Origin of the sequence: Sandarakinorhabdus sp., assembly GCF_041689835.1 — a bacterium.
Lineage (GTDB): Bacteria > Pseudomonadota > Alphaproteobacteria > Sphingomonadales > Sphingomonadaceae > Sandarakinorhabdus.
This window is the reverse complement of sequence record NZ_JBDNFM010000029.1, coordinates 1-17,016: the sequence shown is the minus strand read 5'-3', so window position 1 is coordinate 17,016 and position 17,016 is coordinate 1. Positions and strand designations below refer to the sequence as shown.

At 66.2% G+C, this 17,016-nt stretch carries 11 protein-coding genes and 1 tRNA gene; 9 read left to right on the top strand and 3 right to left on the bottom strand.

Annotated features, from left to right (window positions below; genetic code table 11):
* Positions 1-87: 87 nt before the first annotated feature.
* Both ACESL8_RS01515 and ACESL8_RS01510 read right to left on the bottom strand, forming a co-directional pair.
* Positions 88-1,617: an anthranilate synthase component I family protein gene (locus ACESL8_RS01515; protein WP_372915188.1), complete on the bottom strand. Its 1,530-nt coding sequence runs from the start codon at positions 1,615-1,617 to the stop codon at positions 88-90.
* Between the two features lie 8 nt (positions 1,618-1,625).
* Positions 1,626-3,518: a SurA N-terminal domain-containing protein gene (locus ACESL8_RS01510; RefSeq protein ID WP_372915186.1), complete on the bottom strand. Its 1,893-nt coding sequence runs from the start codon at positions 3,516-3,518 to the stop codon at positions 1,626-1,628.
* A 146-nt stretch (positions 3,519-3,664) separates the two neighbouring features.
* Between ACESL8_RS01510 and tpiA the strand changes: the two genes are divergently transcribed.
* The 7 genes from tpiA to ACESL8_RS01475 all read left to right on the top strand — a co-directional run bounded on the left by tpiA (position 3,665) and on the right by ACESL8_RS01475 (position 13,740).
* Complete coding sequence (gene tpiA, locus ACESL8_RS01505) at positions 3,665-4,396, top strand: triose-phosphate isomerase (protein WP_372915184.1); 732 nt, start codon at positions 3,665-3,667, stop codon at positions 4,394-4,396.
* Between the two features lie 97 nt (positions 4,397-4,493).
* Positions 4,494-4,841 (top strand): preprotein translocase subunit SecG, encoded by a 348-nt coding sequence (secG, locus tag ACESL8_RS01500; protein ID WP_372915182.1) that lies wholly within the window; start codon positions 4,494-4,496, stop codon positions 4,839-4,841.
* A gap of 12 nt (positions 4,842-4,853) precedes the next feature.
* On the top strand, positions 4,854-6,128 hold the full coding sequence (locus ACESL8_RS01495; protein WP_372915179.1) for an MFS transporter: 1,275 nt from the start codon (positions 4,854-4,856) through the stop codon (positions 6,126-6,128).
* Between the two features lie 64 nt (positions 6,129-6,192).
* On the top strand, positions 6,193-8,385 hold the full coding sequence (locus tag ACESL8_RS01490) for a S8 family peptidase (RefSeq protein ID WP_372915177.1): 2,193 nt from the start codon (positions 6,193-6,195) through the stop codon (positions 8,383-8,385).
* 82 nt (positions 8,386-8,467) lie between these two features.
* Positions 8,468-10,096 carry a CTP synthase gene (locus ACESL8_RS01485; protein WP_372915175.1) on the top strand — a complete coding sequence of 543 codons (1,629 nt, stop codon included), beginning with the start codon at positions 8,468-8,470 and terminating at the stop codon, positions 10,094-10,096.
* Positions 10,097-10,108: 12 nt separating this feature from the next.
* Positions 10,109-10,813 (top strand): hypothetical protein, encoded by a 705-nt coding sequence (locus tag ACESL8_RS01480; RefSeq protein WP_372915173.1) that lies wholly within the window; start codon positions 10,109-10,111, stop codon positions 10,811-10,813.
* Between the two features lie 137 nt (positions 10,814-10,950).
* Positions 10,951-13,740, top strand: a complete 2,790-nt coding sequence (locus ACESL8_RS01475; RefSeq protein WP_372915171.1) for a TonB-dependent receptor domain-containing protein — start codon at positions 10,951-10,953, stop codon at positions 13,738-13,740.
* Here ACESL8_RS01475 and ACESL8_RS01470 read toward each other — a convergent pair.
* Complete coding sequence (locus ACESL8_RS01470) at positions 13,737-14,339, bottom strand: glutathione S-transferase family protein (protein WP_372915169.1); 603 nt, start codon at positions 14,337-14,339, stop codon at positions 13,737-13,739. The two genes, ACESL8_RS01475 and ACESL8_RS01470, sit on opposite strands and share 4 nt — an antisense overlap.
* Positions 14,340-14,413: 74 nt before the next feature.
* On the opposite strand from ACESL8_RS01470, the gene ACESL8_RS01465 reads away from it, so the two are divergent.
* Both ACESL8_RS01465 and ACESL8_RS01460 read left to right on the top strand, forming a co-directional pair.
* Positions 14,414-16,702: a transketolase gene (locus tag ACESL8_RS01465; protein ID WP_372915166.1), complete on the top strand. Its 2,289-nt coding sequence runs from the start codon at positions 14,414-14,416 to the stop codon at positions 16,700-16,702.
* Between the two features lie 53 nt (positions 16,703-16,755).
* Positions 16,756-16,832 (top strand) — tRNA-Pro (locus tag ACESL8_RS01460).
* The last annotated feature ends 184 nt before the right edge of the window (positions 16,833-17,016 follow it).

The following is a 17,016-nucleotide window of genomic DNA, read 5'->3' as shown; positions in this document are numbered from 1 at the left end:
GTGATTGCCCTCGACTACCACGGTGTCTGGCGTGTCCGCGATCACGCGGCCGTTCCATTCTGCACGGGCCATTGTTCGTTGCTCCTGTTATTGACCAAAATTGGCTTCGTTGGCTGCCGCGATGGCTTCGCGTGCCGCCGCGATCAATGCGCCGGCCTTGGCTTCGCATTCGCGCTGCTCATATTCGGCCACACTGTCGGCAACGATGCCGGCGCCGGCCTGCACGTGCATCACGCCGTCCTTCACCACGGCAGTGCGCAGCACGATGCACGAATCCATGTCGCCATTGGGGCTGAAATAGCCGACCCCGCCCGCATACGCCCCGCGGCTTTCGCCTTCCAATTCAGCGATGATCTGCATGGCACGCACCTTGGGCGCGCCCGATACGGTGCCGGCCGGGAAGCCCGCCAGCAGCGCGGCCACCGCGTCCACCCCGTCTGCCAGCCGGCCCTGCACGTTGGAGACGATATGCATGACATGGCTGTAAAATTCGACGAAAAACTTGTCAGTCACCTTCACCGTGCCGGGCACCGAAACCCGCGCCGTGTCGTGGCGGCCCAGATCAAGCAGCATTAGATGCTCCGAAAGCTCCTTGGGGTCTGCGAGCAGGCTTTCCCGGTTGGCTGCATCCTCGGCGGCATCCTTGCCGCGCAGCCGCGTGCCGGCGATCGGCCGGATCGTCACCTCGCCGCCGCGCGCCCGCACCAGGATTTCCGGGCTTGAGCCGACCAGCGCAAATCCCGGCAGATCGAGGAAATACAGGAACGGCGACGGGTTGATGCGCCGCAGCGCCCGGTACAGCGCAAACGCCGGCAGTGGGAAATCCACCGAAAAACGCTGCGATAGCACCACCTGAAAAATGTCCCCGGCCAGGATATAATCGCGCGCACGTCCCACCATCGCCGCAAACCGACCCTTGTCGGTGTGATGGCGCGGATTGGCTTCCGGCCGGCTCTCTGGCGGCCGCGCGTGGGCGGGCAGGGCCATGGCCAGCCGGCGTTCGGTCTCGGCAATGCGCTCGGCGGCTTCGTCCCAGGCGGCGCCCGGGTCACTGGCGGAAAAGATCGGCGCGACGATGAACAGTTCGTCTTTCAACCGGTCGAACACCAACAGCAAGGTGGGGCGCACGAACACCATGTCGGGCAGGCCCAGCGCCGACGGGCCGGCATCGGGCACACTGGGTTCGACCAGCCGCACGGTTTCATACCCCATGTAACCGACAAGGCAGGCCAGCGCGGCGGGCAATTCGGGCGGCACATCGGCACGCGCCTCGGCCACCAGCGCACGCAAGGCGGCCAGCGTATCGCCCGCTACAGGCTCGAACGTGTCCTGGTCCTGCCGCCAGTTGCGGTTGATTTCGCTGCTATTTCCGCGCGCCCGCCACACCAGGTCAGGGTCCAGGCCAAGCAGTGAATATCGCGCCCGCACGCTGCCGCCTTCCACCGATTCAAGCAGAAACGCGCCCGATCCTTCGCGCCCCAGTTTCAGCATGGCCGATACGGGCGTTTCGGTATCGGCAACAATGCGCGTCCACACCAGTTGCGCCGCGCCAGCGGCCAGCGCTGCACAGGCGCTGCCGCGATCAGGGGCGATGCGCCGGTCGATTTGAGGGCTCACCACGGCGGTTATTGCGGGCCGTCGCCCGAGAGGCGCTGGCGCAGCTTGCCGATGGTAGCCTGATTTCTGTCAACGCCCACGGCCGCCATGCTGGCCTTGGCCAGACCTTCGGCCATTTCGCCGGGCAGGGCGCTGCCCACTTCACGGCGACTGGCCTCGATCAGGCCGGCTTGTGCCTTGGGATCGCCGGGCACGATACGATCGACATGCACCAGAATCCAGCCGCCTTGGCCGGCCAGCAATTGCGTGCTGCCGGCGGCACCGTTCAAAAAGGCGCGGGCGGCCTCGGGCACCTGTTGCTGGCCCAGGATATCGACGCGGCGGCCACTCAAGGGCCGCGGCGCACCCAGCCCGGCATCGGCGAGCGCTTTGGCAAAATTCACGCCCTTCCTGGTTGCGGCCAGCACGGCGTCGGCTTTGACCTTGGCGGCCTTCATTGCCTTGTCCTGCGCGGCGCCGGCCATCGCGAGCGGCATCACTTCCTTGATTGGTGGCGGTGCGGCGGGGAGCACGGTGGCGGTTTCGATCACCACCAGCCGGCCGCCGCCGATATCTTCCACCACCGGGCCGTCGGCCGGTTCATGCTTGAAGGCGCGCGCTGCAACCGTGGCGCGTTCGCCGGCAAGCGGCGGTTGGCCCTGGGCCAATCCTCTGTCCGTGACCGGGCCCTGGGCCTGAATGGTCAGCGACACCTCGGCGGCAATGTCGGCAAAGCTCTTGCCGGCCTCCACCCCGTCCTCGATCCGGGCAACGACATCGGCCACGGCATCCTGCGCGGCGCGGTCCGTCAGGTCTGCCGCGATGGCGGGGCGGGCCTGAGCCAGCGTCTTGCCGGCGCTGCCAACTGCGGCGGCGCGCACCACGTGCCAACCAAGCTGGCTCTTGATTGGCGCCGAAACGCCGCCCACCGGCAGCGCAAACGCGGCCTTGGCAACGTCGGCGCTGGTGGCGCGGGCAAAGCCGAGCTGGGTTTGGCTGCCCAGCGCGATATCGCTGGCACCAAAACCGGCCAGCGTCTGGGCGGCGGCAGCAAAGCCCTGGGCGCTGGCGGCGACGACGATGGCCTTGGCCTTGGATTCATCGGGCACAACCACCTGTTCCAGCACGCGGGTAGCAGCGCCGCCATATTTGGCCGGGTCCTTGGCAAACTCGCCGGCAATCGCCTTGTCGGTGATGCTCACGCTGGCGGCGATTTTGGCCTTGTCGATGAAGGCAAAACGGAAACCGCGGCGTTCGGGGATGGTGAAACGCGTGCTGTTGGCCTTGAACCACGCCTGAGCTTCGGCGGTAGTGGGGATGCCGGCGGGCGGGGCTGCCACGGTGGCGACTGCGCCCTCGTGGCGATCGACGAGCAGGCGAGCATAAAGCTCGGCCACGCCATCGGGCACGGCCAGCGCGCCGGTGACCGGCTTGATCAACTGTTCGCGCACCAGATCGCGTGCAAGGGATTGGCGCAGCCGCTTGTCGGTAAGGCCCTGTTGCGACAGCGCACGATTGTAGGATTGCTGGTCGAACTTGCCGCCGCTTTGGAAAGCAGGAATGCTGGCAATCACTGCATCGATGGCGGTATCGGATGCGCTGAGCCCGGCGTCGGCGCCCAGTTCTTCCATCGCCGTCTGGCCGATCAACTGGGTCGCCATCAGCTCCACGACGCCCTGGCGGGCGGCTTCGGCCTGGGTCATCGCCGGATCGCGTTGGCGAATGTCGCGCACGGTGCGCTCGATGGCTTGCAGCAGATCAGGCTCGGTGATGGTGCGCTCTCCCACTTTGGCCAAGGATCCGGCCGGCGCACTGCCGCCAAAGGGATCGCCCACACCGGTGACGGCAAAGGCGACGAGGATCAGGCCGAACAGCGCGAGCACGGGCCAGCTTGTGAGCGAACGGCGAAAGAGTGCGAGCATCGAAAATCCATGATGACGATAACGCGCCGCTTGTAACGATGCGTGCCGCTTGCCACAAGCATGGCCTTGGCATGGCCTTGGCATGGCCTTGGCATGGCCTTGGCATGGCCTTGGCACGGCCCACTGCGAACGATACTGGAGAGACAATGCCCGCCCTGATCGTCGGCAACTGGAAGATGAACGGCCTTGGCGACGATATCGCCGAGATTGCCCAGATGGCAGCAGCTGGGGCCGGAAACGGCGCGCGCAGCCTGTGGATCGCACCGCCGTTCACGCTGATTGACCGGTCGGTGATCGTTGCGGCCGGCGCGGTGAAAATCGGCGGCCAAGATTGCCACGTCAAACAAAGCGGCGCCCACACCGGCTGCGTTTCGGCGGCGATGCTGGCCGATCTGGGCGCTGGCTTTGTCATTGTCGGCCACAGCGAGCGGCGGCGGGACAAGGCTGAAAGCGATGCCGATGTGCGCGCCAAGGCCACCGCCGGCTGCGCGGCCGGGCTGGAGGTGATCCTGTGCATTGGTGAAACCCGCGACCAGCGCGGCGCCGGGCAGACCAACGATGTGCTGACCAGCCAGCTCGCCGGATCACTGCCCGATGACGCCGAAGCGTTGATCATTGCGTACGAACCGGTGTGGGCGATCGGCACCGGCCTCATCCCCACGTTGGACGATGTGGCGTCCGCTCACGCCCACATCCGCGCCAACCTTGTGGCGCGTTACGGCCCGGCTGGCTACGGCGTGCGCGTGCTTTATGGCGGCTCTGTCACGCCCGCCAATGCAAGCGAGCTGCTGCGCGTGAGCGAGGTTGGAGGCGTGCTCGTCGGCGGGGCGAGCCTGACGGCGCAGAGCCTGCTGGCCATCACCGCTGCCCCGCCGTAACGCGGCCCACCACACAACATCGCTCCTTGATTGCACCGCACTGCGAAGCCATGTAAGCGCGGTCGCGTATCCCGATTGCAACGAAAGCCTCCCGCCCGTGATTACCTTTCTGCTTGTCATCCACGGCTTGATCACCCTCGCGCTGGTGGCGGTGATCCTGCTGCAGCGGTCCGAAGGCGGCGCGCTGGGCATTGGCGGCGGCGGCGGCGGCGGGCTGATGACGGCGCGCGGCGCGGCCAATCTGCTCACCCGTTCGACCACCATCCTGGCCGCGCTGTTCGTCGCCATGTCGATCCTGCTGGCCGTGCTGGCTGCTGGCACCAACAAGGCGCGCGTGATCGATCCCAATGCCGTGGCCAAGACTGCGGCTCCGGCCGGTTCGGCACCAACCCCGAACGCGCCTGCACAGCTGCCGGGCATCCCCGGCGTTCCGGTCGCACAGTAACAAGCGCACAGCGTGGTCGGAACTGCAAAACCCGGCCAATTGCGCCAGATTTTCGGCGGCGCCGCCGGCAATCTGGTCGAATGGTATGATTGGTATGCCTATTCGGCGTTTGCGCTGTATTTCGGGCCGCGCTTTTTCCCACCGGGTGATGATCTTGCCGCTGCGCTGAACAGTGCGGCGATTTTTGCGGTCGGCTTTTTGATGCGCCCCATCGGCTCGTGGTTGCTGGGTGCCTGGGCCGACAAGCGCGGCCGCAAATCGGCGCTCACCGTTTCGGTTGCCATGATGTGTTTTGGCTCGCTGATGATTGCGGTGGCGCCCACCTATGATGATGTCGGGCTGCTGGCCCCGGCCATTTTGCTGCTGGCGCGGCTGGTGCAGGGGCTTTCGGTGGGCGGCGAATATGGCGCGTCTGCCACCTTCATGAGCGAAGTGTCGCGGGCGAAATGGCGCGGCTTCTTAGCCAGTTGTCAATATGTCACGCTGGTGGGCGGGCAGCTGCTGGCGCTGGCACTGCTGGTGCTGCTGCAATCGCAGATGGACGAGGCTGCCCTGAAGGACTGGGGCTGGCGCATCCCGTTCGTGGTTGGTGCGGCGTGCGCGGTGCTGGTGTTCTGGCTGCGCACCGGGCTGATGGAAACCGAAGCCTTTGAAAATGCCGTTATCCCGCCCGGCAGCTTGCTCAAACGCCTGCTGGCTCACCCGCGCCAATTGCTGATCGTGCTGGCGCTCACGGCGGGCGGCAGCCTGTGGTTTTACACCTTCACCACCTACATGCAGAAATATCTGGTGCTCTCGGCTGGCTGGACGAAGCAGGAAGCCACGTCGGCGTCTGCCATTGCGCTGCTGGCTTATGCCGCCATGCAGCCGCTGTTCGGCGCCGCGTCCGACATTCTGGGCCGGCGCACGCTGCTGGTCAGCTTCGGCATCATGGCAACGCTGGCCACCGTGCCGGCGCTCACGGCGCTGGGCACGGCCAAACCGGGGCTGGAAAGCCTGGCTCTGCTGATCGGCTGCCTCGCGATTCTGTCGTGCTACACTGCCATTTCCGGCCTGGTGAAAGCCGAAATGTTCCCGGCCCATATCCGCGCGCTCGGCGTGGGCATGCCCTATGCACTGGGTGTCGCGGTCTTTGGCGGATCGGCTGAATATGCGGCGCTGGCGTTCAAGGACGCGGGCGTGGAATCGGGCTTTTTCTGGTATGTCACCGGCATGGCCGGGATCGCATTGGTTGCCGCGCTGGCGCTGCCGGACACGAAGGCCAACAGCCGCATCGAAACGGATTGAAAACAACGCGGTCACGCTTTGCGCCGCTGTTGTGCTGACACCGAAAATTCTGCATCTTAGCCGCATGATGCGGTCCCGCCTCGCCCCTTACATGGCCCTTTCGCTGGCGCTGCTGCTGGCCGCGTGCGGCGGTAGCGGCGGCGATATTGGCACGGTACCAGCGCCAACACCAGCGCCAACACCTACGCCCACCCCGACCCCAAGCGCCTTCGACACCGCGGAATATCGCCGATCGAACGGCGCGGTGCAGGCGCAGGCGCTGGCGGCCTATGATCGTGGTTTCAGCGGCAGCGGGATCACCGTCGCCGTCATCGATTCCGGCGTGAACCCGGCGCTGCCCGAATTCGCCGAGCGGATTTCGCCTGCCAGCCGTGATGTCGCCTCTACCCGCGCGCTTGCCGATGAACGCGGCCACGGAACAACGGTATCTGGCGTGTTGCTGGCGGCGCGCAACGGGGCGGGGATGCACGGCGTCGCGCCGCAGGCCATCCTGCTGGCCCTGCGCGCCGACACACCGGGCAGCTGCGATGCCGACGGCTGTTCCTATGCCAGCTCGGCCATCGTTGCCGCGCTGGATGCCGCTGCCGATGCCCGCGCCCGGGTCATCAACATATCGCTGGGCGGCGGTTCCGCCACAGCGGCCGAGCGCGCGGCGGCGGCCCGCGCTGCCGGTGCCGGGGCAATCCTCGTGCTGTCGGCGGGCAACGAAGCGCTCGCCGCGCCGACAGGCTTTGCCAACCAGCTTGTGGCCGTTTCGCAGGCCACCACCATCGTGGTTGGCGCAGTGGGCGCCAGCAATGAAATCACCAGTTTCTCCAACCGCGCCGGGGTGCTGGCGCCGCACTACCTGGTCGCTCCGGGAGTGGAATTGCTCAGTTTCAATCAGGATGGCGCCGCGTTCCTGTACAGCGGCACATCGGTGGCCGCGCCGGTGGTTTCCGGCGCGGCGGCGCTGCTGGCGCAGGCGTTCCCGGCACTCACGGGCGCGCAGATCGTCGATATCCTGCTCCGCTCTGCCGACGATCTGGGCGCGGCGGGCACCGACGAGATTTATGGCCGCGGCCTGCTCAACATCGCCCGCGCCTTCCAGCCGCTCGGCACCAGCACAATCGGCGGCCAGCCGGCGGCGATCACCGCTGGCGGTTCGCTGGGCGCAGCGCTGGGCGATGGCGGCGCGCTGCGCGGCGCGCTGGCCGGCGTGGTGATTGCGGATTCATATGGCCGCGCTTTCACGGTCGATCTGGGGCAAGGGATCAGCGTTGCTCCGGCCGGGCGATTGGCGGGCCGATTGCTGGCAACGCCGGTGGAAGCCGCCACCACCACCACCGACACCAGCACCGCTGCCTTTGCCCTGCTGGGCGAAAACCGCGGCCTGTGGGCCGGGGACCGCGCCACCATGGCGGCCCTCAGCCCCGGCCAGCGCCCGCAGGCCAGCCCGGTCGGCCATGTCCGGCTCATGCTGTCTGGCGGCACCGTTCTGGTGGCCGGCCACGGCGAGGCAGTGGCCGGGCTGGTCGCACTGGCGCAGCCGGCGGGCCGCAGTCCCGATCTCATCACCGCCGATCCCGCCCTGCCGCTCGGCAGCCGGCCGCTGGGTGCAGCGGCATTTGCGCAGCCTGTGGGCGGTTTCACCCTGGCCGCCGGCTTTGGCCAATCGGTGCTGCCTGCCATCGCCCGCGAAGCCGCCGCGCTGCAATCCACCGCGCTCATCCGCCTGTCCCGCGTTGTCACCCCCGGCCTTGAACTGGCGGCCCTGCTGCGCGTCGATGCCGAACGCGGCAGCCTGATGGGCACGCGGCTTTCCGCCGGCTTTGGCCTCGCAGGCGCCGCTACCACCAGCGTGGGCGTCTCCGCGCTGCTGGCTCTTGGGCACCGCGTGCGGCTTTCGGGCGAATGGCGCCGGGCCAGCAGCCGCATTGATCTGGCCGGCGGCGGGCTCATCGTTCAGGCCGGGCGCTTTACCGGCGATGCCGCCAGCGCCGCACTGGCGCTTGATGGCGTGGCGGCAGCGGGCGACACGCTCACGTTTGCTGTTTCCCGCCCGCTGGCGCTGTCCGGCCCGCTGCGGATCCTGGGCATCGCCGATCCCGTCCGCGCCGGTGCAACGGTGCGCGAAACCGCCGCCGAAGCGCTTTATGCCGTGCCGTTTGCGGCCGGGCAGATGCAATTCAGCTTGTTCCACCGGACGCATCCCGGCCACATCGCCGCCAGCCCCGATGACGACGGCGCGGCGGTGCGGCTGTTCTGGCGCTGGTAGCCGACTGTCCACAGGCAATTTGCCTGCGCCGCAACGTGGGGGCTGGCGCGGCAGGGCGATTTGGGCCTAAGGCTTTTCTCCCATGACGCGGTATATTTTCATCACCGGCGGCGTGGTCTCTTCGCTTGGCAAGGGTCTCATGGGTGCCTCTCTGGCAGCGCTTTTGCAGGCGCGCGGCTATCGTGCGCGCATCCGCAAATTCGATCCTTATCTCAACGTCGATCCCGGCACGATGAGCCCGTATCAGCACGGTGAAGTCTATGTGACCGACGACGGCGCGGAAACCGATCTCGATCTGGGCCACTACGAACGCTTCACCGGCGTGCCGTCGCGCAAAACCGATAATATCACGTCGGGCCGGGTTTATTCCGACATCATCGCGCGTGAACGCCGCGGCGAATTCCTCGGCGCCACCGTGCAGGTGATCCCGCACGTCACCGATGCCATCAAGACCTTTGCCCGCGCCGAAACCGAAGCACTGGATTTCGTGCTGTGCGAAATCGGCGGCACCGTTGGCGACATCGAAAGCCTGCCGTTCCTTGAAGCCATTCGACAGCTGGCAGCCGACGTCGGCAAGACCAATGTCTGCTACATCCACGTCACGCTGGTGCCGTTCATCGCGGCTGCTGGGGAATTGAAAACCAAGCCCACCCAGCACAGCGTTGCCGAATTGCGCGGCATCGGGATTCAACCGGATGTTCTGGTTTGCCGGTCCGAACATCCGCTGCCCGAAAGCGACCGCGCCAAGATCGCACTGTTCTGTAATGTCCGCATGGAAGCGGTGATTTCGGCGCTCGATGCGGAATCCATCTACGAGGTGCCGCTGCAATATCACGCCGAAGGGCTGGACGATGAAGTGCTGCGCGCCTTTGGCATCACCGATGCGCCGCCGCTCGATCTGGAACGTTGGCAGGATATCGGCGATCGCATCCACAATCCCGAAGGCGAAGTGACAATTGGCGTTGTCGGCAAATATACAGGCATGAAGGACGCCTATAAATCGCTCACCGAAGCGCTGGTGCACGGCGGCCTGGCCAATCGGGTGAAGGTCAACATCAAGTGGCTCGATGCCGAGGAATTCGAAGGCAGTGACGTCGCCGCCCGGCTGGAACCGATGCACGGCATCCTGGTACCCGGCGGCTTTGGCGAACGCGGCAGCGCGGGCAAGATCGCATCGGTGCGCTTTGCCCGCGAACGCCGCGTGCCGTTTTTCGGCATCTGCCTCGGCATGCAGATGGCCTGCATCGAGGCAGCGCGCAACCAGGCCGGGATCAGTGCAGCCTCAACCACCGAATTTGGTTCCACCAACGAACCGGTGGTGGGCCTGATCACCGAATGGATGAGCTCGGAAGGCTTGCAAACCCGCCACGCCGGCGGCGACATGGGCGGCACAATGCGGCTTGGCGCCTATCCGGCAGAACTGGCGCATAATAGTGTGGCGGCCAGCGTTTATGGCAGCACCCATATCGAGGAACGCCACCGCCACCGCTATGAAGTCAACGCCGCCTATCGCCCGGCGCTCGAAGCGCAGGGGCTGATCTTTTCCGGCATGTCCCCCGACGGCCTGCTGCCCGAAGTGGTAGAACGCCCCGACCATCCGTGGTTCATCGGCGTGCAATTCCACCCGGAACTGAAATCCAAACCGTTCGATCCGCACCCGTTGTTTTCAGGCTTCATCGCCGCGGCCATGGCGCAAAGCCGGCTGGTTTAGGGGGCGGTTGGTGTGACACCCACCACACCCGCCGAACTCGCCGCCCGCATCGCTGCCCGGCACACGCCAGGCCAAACCATGGTCGCGGGCATCACCGGCTCGGTGGCGGTGGGTAAAACGACGCTGGCCCGCCAGATTGCCGATGCGCTGCCGGCGGGGCTCACGGTGGAAATCGTCTCCACCGATGGCTTCCTCAAGCCAAACGCCGTGCTCGAGGCCGAAGGCTTGTCGCTGCGCAAGGGCTTTCCCGAAAGTTTTGACGCGCCGGCCCTCGCGGCCGCGCTCGCCGGGCTCAAAACACTGCCATCCTTTGGCCCCGTCACTGTCCCGGCCTACAGCCACACCACCTACGACGTCGATCCCGCCGCCGCTCGCATCATCGCCGCCGCCGACATCGTGCTGATCGAAGGCCTGGGCCTCGCGCCCGCCGCCGGCCAGCGCCCGCCGCTCGATCTGCTGATCTACATCGATGCGGCAGAGGCCGACATCATTGCCTGGTTCCTCGCCCGCTTCATGCGCCTGTGGGACGCGGCTGCCACCGATCCGGGCAGCTTTTATGCCCGGTTCCGCCAGATGAGCGAGGCCGAAGCCCGGCAGTTTGCGCTGTCGATATGGAACGGCATCAACCGGCCCAACTGGCTGGAGCATATCGAGCTGGCCCGGCAAGTGGCCGACATCGTGGTGCTGAAGGCGCTGGATCACCGCCTGTCGCTGTAACAGCTGCGCGGGGGAAATCCGCGGCCGCGCCGTAGTGATTGCCGCATGGGATTCCTCAACACCGGCAATACGGTTAGGGGCCTTCTTGCACAGTGCCAGCCCCCGGCTCAGCCCCAGATCGCTTCAGGAACCCGTCCGTGTCATTGCCTCACCGTCTTGCCCTGCTGCTAGCGGCTGCGCCGGCTACGGCCCAATCACTCCCGGTCACTGGCGTGCCGCTGCGGGTTGTCCAAACTGCGCCGGAAGAAGACGAGCAGATCACGGTTTCCACCCAGCGCCTGCCCGGCCAGGTGGTGGGCGATATCAAGCCGGAACTGGTGTTTGGCGCGCAGGAGCTTCGCGCCATCGGTGCTGGATCGATCACCGAAATCCTCGCCCAGATCGTGCCGCAAACCCAGTCGGGGCGTGGGCGCGGCGGCGGCCCGCCGGCGGTGCTGCTCAATGGCAAGCGCACATCGGGCTTTGCCGAAATCCGCAACATTCCGCCCGAAGCCATCGCCCGCGTCGAAGTGCTGCCCGAAGAGGTCAGCCTCAAATACGGTTTCCGCGCCGATCAACGTGTCATCAATTTCGTGCTGCGCCCGCGTTTTCAGGCGTGGACCGGCGAATTTGATATCGGAGGCCCCACCGACGGCGGGCGTTTTTCCACCGAAATCGAAGCCAATCTGCTGCGCTTGCGAAACGGCACCCGCACCAGCATCGAAGCGCAATATCGTATCGACACCATGGTGACGGAAGACGAACGCCGCATCACCACGCCGCCGCAGAGCCGGCCGTTCGCGCTGGCTAGCAATATCTCCGCGCTGCTGCCCGGCGGTGAGATCGATCCGGCGCTGCCCGGCCGCACCGTGCTCGGTGTGCCAGCCGGCGCCGCCAATCCGACGCTGGCGCAATTTTCCGCAGCGCCCGCGAACAGCACCGATATCCGCCCATTCCGCAGCCTGCTACCCGATAGCCGCACCGCCAGCCTGAATGGCACCATTGCCGGCACGCTGGGCAGCATCGGCGCAACGCTTACTGGCGGCATCGAGCGCACGCTGACCGAAAGCCTGCAAGGCCTGCCCGCCGCCAGCTTCAATCTGCCCCCCGGCGGCGCGTTTTCACCCTTCGCGCAGCCTGTGCTGGTCAACCGTTTTGCCGCCGATCCGTTGGGGCGTTCTGGTGAAAACTGGAACAGCCGGCTGGGCACGGTGCTCGACGGCAATGTCGGCAAATGGCGCTGGAACCTCACCGGCAACTGGAACCACGCCGAAAACCGCAGCCGCATCGAACGCGGCATCGATATCAGCGCCGCGCAGGCGCAGATCACCGCCGGCAGCCTGTCTCCCTATGGCGGCGGCGTGTTTGGCGGCGCGCGGCTTGCCGATACCGCCGCCAGCATCAGCGACAATCTCAGCCTCGATCTGCTGCTCAACGGCAGCGCACTGCAATTGCCCGCCGGGCCGCTGGCGGTGGCGCTCAAGGCGCAAGTGCAGCATGTGGCGCTCGACGCATCGGCCACCCGCGCCGGCATCGTCGCCGCCGCCGATCTGTCGCGCACGCAGGGCAATTTTCAGGCCAATGTCGATCTGCCCATCGCGTCGGTGCGGGACAACGTGCTGGCCTTTCTTGGCAAACTCACCCTCAACGCCAATATCGCCGCCGACACGCTGTCGGATTTCGGCACGCTCATCACCTGGGGCGCCGGCGTGAACTGGGAACCCAAACCGGGGTACACCTTCATCGCCAGCTTCACCCGCGAACAGGGCGCACCATCCGTGGGCCAATTGGGTGACCCCACCATCGTTACCCCAAACGTGCGCGTGTTCGATTTTCTGCGTGGCGAAACGGTGGACATCAGCCGGCTTGACGGCGGTAACCGCGCGCTGGCGGGCGACACGCGGCAAGTGTGGAAACTTGGCTTCAATCTCAAGCCGATCGAGGCCGCCGATCTGGTGATCAATGCCAATTATATCTGGCAGCGCACCGATGATCCGATCGCGGCCTTCCCCACCGCCACCGCCGAACTCGAAGCCGCGTTTCCAGGCCGCTTCAGCCGCGATGCTGGCGGGCGTTTGCAGCAGATCGACAACCGCCCGGTGAATTTCGATTATTCGCAGCGGCAGGAACTGCGCTGGGGTTTCACCCTCACCCAGACGCTCAAGCCCGGCAAGGCCGAGCGGGCCGAGATCGAGCGTCGTTTTGCCGAAACCCGCGCCAAGGTGCAGGAAGCGGTGCAGAGCGGCCAGCCGCTGCCGCCCGAAGTGCGCGCCTTTGCTCGCAATCCCTATGGCTTCACACCCGGCCAGCGCCCGCTGGGCGCGGGTGGCCCGCCCGCTGCTGCCGCCACTGCTGCCGCCGGTGCTCCAGCCGGTGGACCACCGAGTAGCGGTGGCGGCGGTGGCGGCAGCTTCCGGGGCGGCGGCGGTGGCGGTCGGGGCGGGTTCCTCGATGGCCGGCTGCAACTGTCCGTGTTCCATACCTGGACCTTCCGCAACGAAATCGGCATCCGGCCCGGCCTGCCGGTGCTCGATCTGCTGAATGGCTCGGCGGTCGGGTCACAGGGCGGCGCGCCGCGTCACCAGATCGAATCCCGGCTGGGCGGCGGCCGGCGCGGGCTGGGCGGCAGCGTATCGGTGAACTGGCAATCGTCCACATCGGTGCTGGTCGATCCATCGGGCGCCGCTCAGTCGGCAAACGATCTGTTCTTTTCGCCGCGCACCACCGCCAACCTGCGGCTGTTCATCGATCTGGGCCAGCGCGCCGATGTGCTGCGCGCTGCGCCGTGGCTGCGCGGCAGCCGCGTGTCGCTGCGGTTTGATAATATTCTCAACGACCGTATCAACGTGAAGAACCGCTCAGGCGCCGAGCCCATCGGCTTCCAGCGCGACCAGCTCGATCCGCTGGGACGCAACGTCACGCTGAGTTTGCGGAAGTTGTTTTTCTAGGCCGTACGCGCCGTCGCCCGCCGGTGCCAGTCCTGCAAATGACTGGCATCTGCGGGCATTCCGATCCCGATCCACCCAGCAAAATCCACGATTGATAGCAGGCTGATATCCGCCAGCGTAAACCGCTCCCCTGCCAGCCACGGCCGGCCCGCCAGTTCGCCGTCAAACCAACCCATCATCGCCAGCGCCTGCGGCTTGGCCGCCTCGCCCATCGCCGGAATCTGGTTGACCAGCTTGGCGGTGTAGGGGTGGCCGTGCTGCCAGAACAGGCTCACCGGCGTGCCCAGCCCGGTTTCCACCCGGCGGATCCACATGTCGGTCTCGGCGCGTTCAAAGCCCGTGCTGCCAATCAGCGGCGGCTGCGGGTGCAGTTCATCGAGATAGCGGCAGATGCTGATGCTTTCGGCAATCACCCGGCCATCGTCCAGTTCCAGAAACGGCACCTGCCCGCGCGGGTTCAGCGCCAGCACCGCATCCGATTTATGCTCCCGCGCCATCAGTGAAACCATTTTTTCCGTGATGGTCAGCCCCTTGGCCGCCAGAAAAAGCCGCACCCGGCGCGGATTGGGCGCCGGATCAGGCGCAGACCACAAGATCATCAGTCATTCTCCCCAAGCCGCATGATGGCGGCGGCGGCGTTGCAAGGCCAGCAGTTTCGCGGCAAGGGCAGGCGATGCTGCCGGCCACCCCCGAAACCATAGCGCATCTGGAATCGCTCGACGCCCGCCTGCGCTGGCTGGCGGCGTGGACGATCCACAACGCCAACCACCTGCGCCCCAGCCGCGACGGCGTGAAGGTGGGCGGCCACCAGGCCAGCTGCGCCAGCATGAGCAGCATCATGGCCAGCCTGTATTTCGCCGCGCTGGGCCGCAATGACCGGGTTGCAGTCAAACCGCACGCCGGGCCGCTGCTGCACGCCGTCCACTATCTGCTGGGCAACCAGAGTCTGGAAAAACTGCAAAATTTCCGCGCCTTTGGCGGCGCGCAATCCTATCCCAGCCGCACCAAGGACGCGATTCCGGTGGATTTTTCCACGGGTTCCGTCGGGCTGGGCGTGGCCGTCACGGCCTTTGCCTCGCTGTTCCAGGATTATCTGGTGGCGCACGGCCAGCTTGCCCCCGCCGACACCGGCCGCATGATCGCGCTGATGGGCGATGCCGAACTGGACGAAGGCAACATCTACGAAGCCCTGATCGAGGCCTACAAGCACGATATCCGCAATCTGTGGTGGATCGTCGATTACAACCGCCAGAGCCTCGATCACACCACCGCCGACCGGATGTTCCGGCGTTTCGACGACATTTTCGAAACCTGCGGCTGGCGGGTGATTACCCTGAAACATGGCCGCCGCCTCGCCGCTGCCGTTGCCGGGCCGGGCGGGGCGGCGCTTGATCGTTGGTTCGATGATTGCCCCAACGCCGATTATGCGGCGCTCACCTATCAGGGCGGCGCGGCGTGGCGGGCGCGGCTGATGGCCGATCTCGGCGCAGCGGCAGCGCCCATCCTCGATGCCCACGACGACGACGCGCTGGCCCTGCTGATGACCGATCTTGGCGGTCACTGCATCGCCAGCCTGCTGGGTGCCTATGCTCAGGCCGCCAGTGATGATCGTCCCTGTCTGATCATCGCCTACACCGTGAAAGGCAAAGGCCTGCCGTTTGCCGGCCACAAGGATAATCACGCCGGCCTGATGAACCCCACCCAGATCGAGGGCCTGCGCGCCGCCATGAACATCCCGGCCGGGGAGGAATGGCAACCTTGGGCCGGGCTGGGACACAATCAGGCCGCCGCGCTGCAAGCCTTCGTTGCCAGCAGCCCCGCCGCGACCTTGCCGCGTGACCGTGCCTTCGAACCGGTGCCCGTGCCGGCCATTCCAGCGCCGGCCGGCGACGAACAAGCCACACAATCGGCGTTCGGCCGCATCCTGTTCGATCTGGCCAAAGCCGGCGGGCCATTGGCAGACCGGATTGTCACCACCTCGCCCGATGTCACGGTGTCCACCGGCCTTGGCCCGTGGGTGAATGCGCGCGGGCTGTTTCGCCGCCAGCAGATGCCCGATGTGTTCCGTGCCGCGAAAATCCCGTCACCCCAGAAATGGCAGGGGCAGGGCTCAGGCCAGCATGTCGAGCTTGGCATTGCCGAACATAATCTGTTCCTGGTGTTGGCCGCCGCCGGCCTTGCCGCGCCGCTGTTCGGCACGCGGCTCATCCCCATTGGCACCGTCTATGATCCGTTCATCGCGCGCGGATTGGATGCGCTGAATTACGCCTGTTATCAGGATGCGCGCTTCATCCTCGTCGCCACTCCGTCTGGCGTCACACTGGGGCCGGAAGGCGGCGCCCACCAGTCGATCAACCCGCCGCTCATCGCCATGGGCCAGCCCGGGCTGACGCATTATGAACCGGCGTTTGTCGACGAACTGGCGCTGCTGCTTCACCACGCCTTCGGCCATGTGCAGGCCGATGACGGCGGCAGTGTCTATTTCCGCCTGTCCACTCGCAGCATCGCCCAGCCGCAGCGCCAGGGCACTGATTGGCAGGCCGGCGCCATCGCCGGCGGCTATTGGCTGCGTGAACCCATCGCGGGCACCGAAGCCGCCATCGTCGCCATGGGCGCGCTGCTGCCCGAGGCCATCGCCGCGTGGGAAGCGCTTGAGGGCGACATCCCCGGCCTCGGCCTGCTGGTCGTCACCAGCCCCGATCTGCTGCACCGCGGCTGGCGGGCAGGGGGCAGCCATATCGAAACGCTTCTGGCCCCGCTGCGCCCCGGCGGGCGGCTGGTGACCTTGTGCGATGCCGCCCCGGCCAGCCTGTCGTGGCTGGGCGGCGTGCACGGCCACCGCGTGGTGCCACTGGGCGTCGACTGCTTTGGCCAGACCGGCGATCTGGTCGATCTGTACCGCCACTATGCGCTTGACGCCGATGCTATCATCACCGCCATGGCCCGCGCCCTCACCGCCTGATCATCATCACCGGTTGACCGCCGCCCCGCAAAGCGGCATTGCCACCGCCATGTCGGGGAGTGGCGCAGTCTGGTAGCGCATCTGGTTTGGGACCAGAGGGTCGCAGGTTCGAATCCTGTCTCCCCGACCATCAACGTGAAAATAAGCATAATCAACACGTTATGGAACGGTTTGGTTGGTTGCCGTAACAGTATGGCGTAACAGCCTCCGTAACACCTCAATGAGGCTTGGCACTTTGATCGGCCAATGGGAACGGCCGGTTGGATTCGTCAATTTGTCACTCGCTCAAGAGGTAGCTTCGCGGTCTCGCCTAT

What these genes read in the sequence shown, in the direction of transcription:
- ACESL8_RS01510 (WP_372915186.1), bottom strand. Translation starts at nt 3,518, where the DNA reads ATGCTCGCACTCTTTCGCCGTTCGCTCACAAGCTGGCCCGTGCTCGCG.
- tpiA (WP_372915184.1), top strand. Translation starts at nt 3,665, where the DNA reads ATGCCCGCCCTGATCGTCGGCAACTGGAAGATGAACGGCCTTGGCGAC.
- ACESL8_RS01490 (WP_372915177.1), top strand. Translation starts at nt 6,193, where the DNA reads ATGATGCGGTCCCGCCTCGCCCCTTACATGGCCCTTTCGCTGGCGCTG.
- ACESL8_RS01485 (WP_372915175.1), top strand. Translation starts at nt 8,468, where the DNA reads ATGACGCGGTATATTTTCATCACCGGCGGCGTGGTCTCTTCGCTTGGC.
- ACESL8_RS01470 (WP_372915169.1), bottom strand. Translation starts at nt 14,339, where the DNA reads ATGATCTTGTGGTCTGCGCCTGATCCGGCGCCCAATCCGCGCCGGGTG.
- ACESL8_RS01465 (WP_372915166.1), top strand. Translation starts at nt 14,414, where the DNA reads ATGCTGCCGGCCACCCCCGAAACCATAGCGCATCTGGAATCGCTCGAC.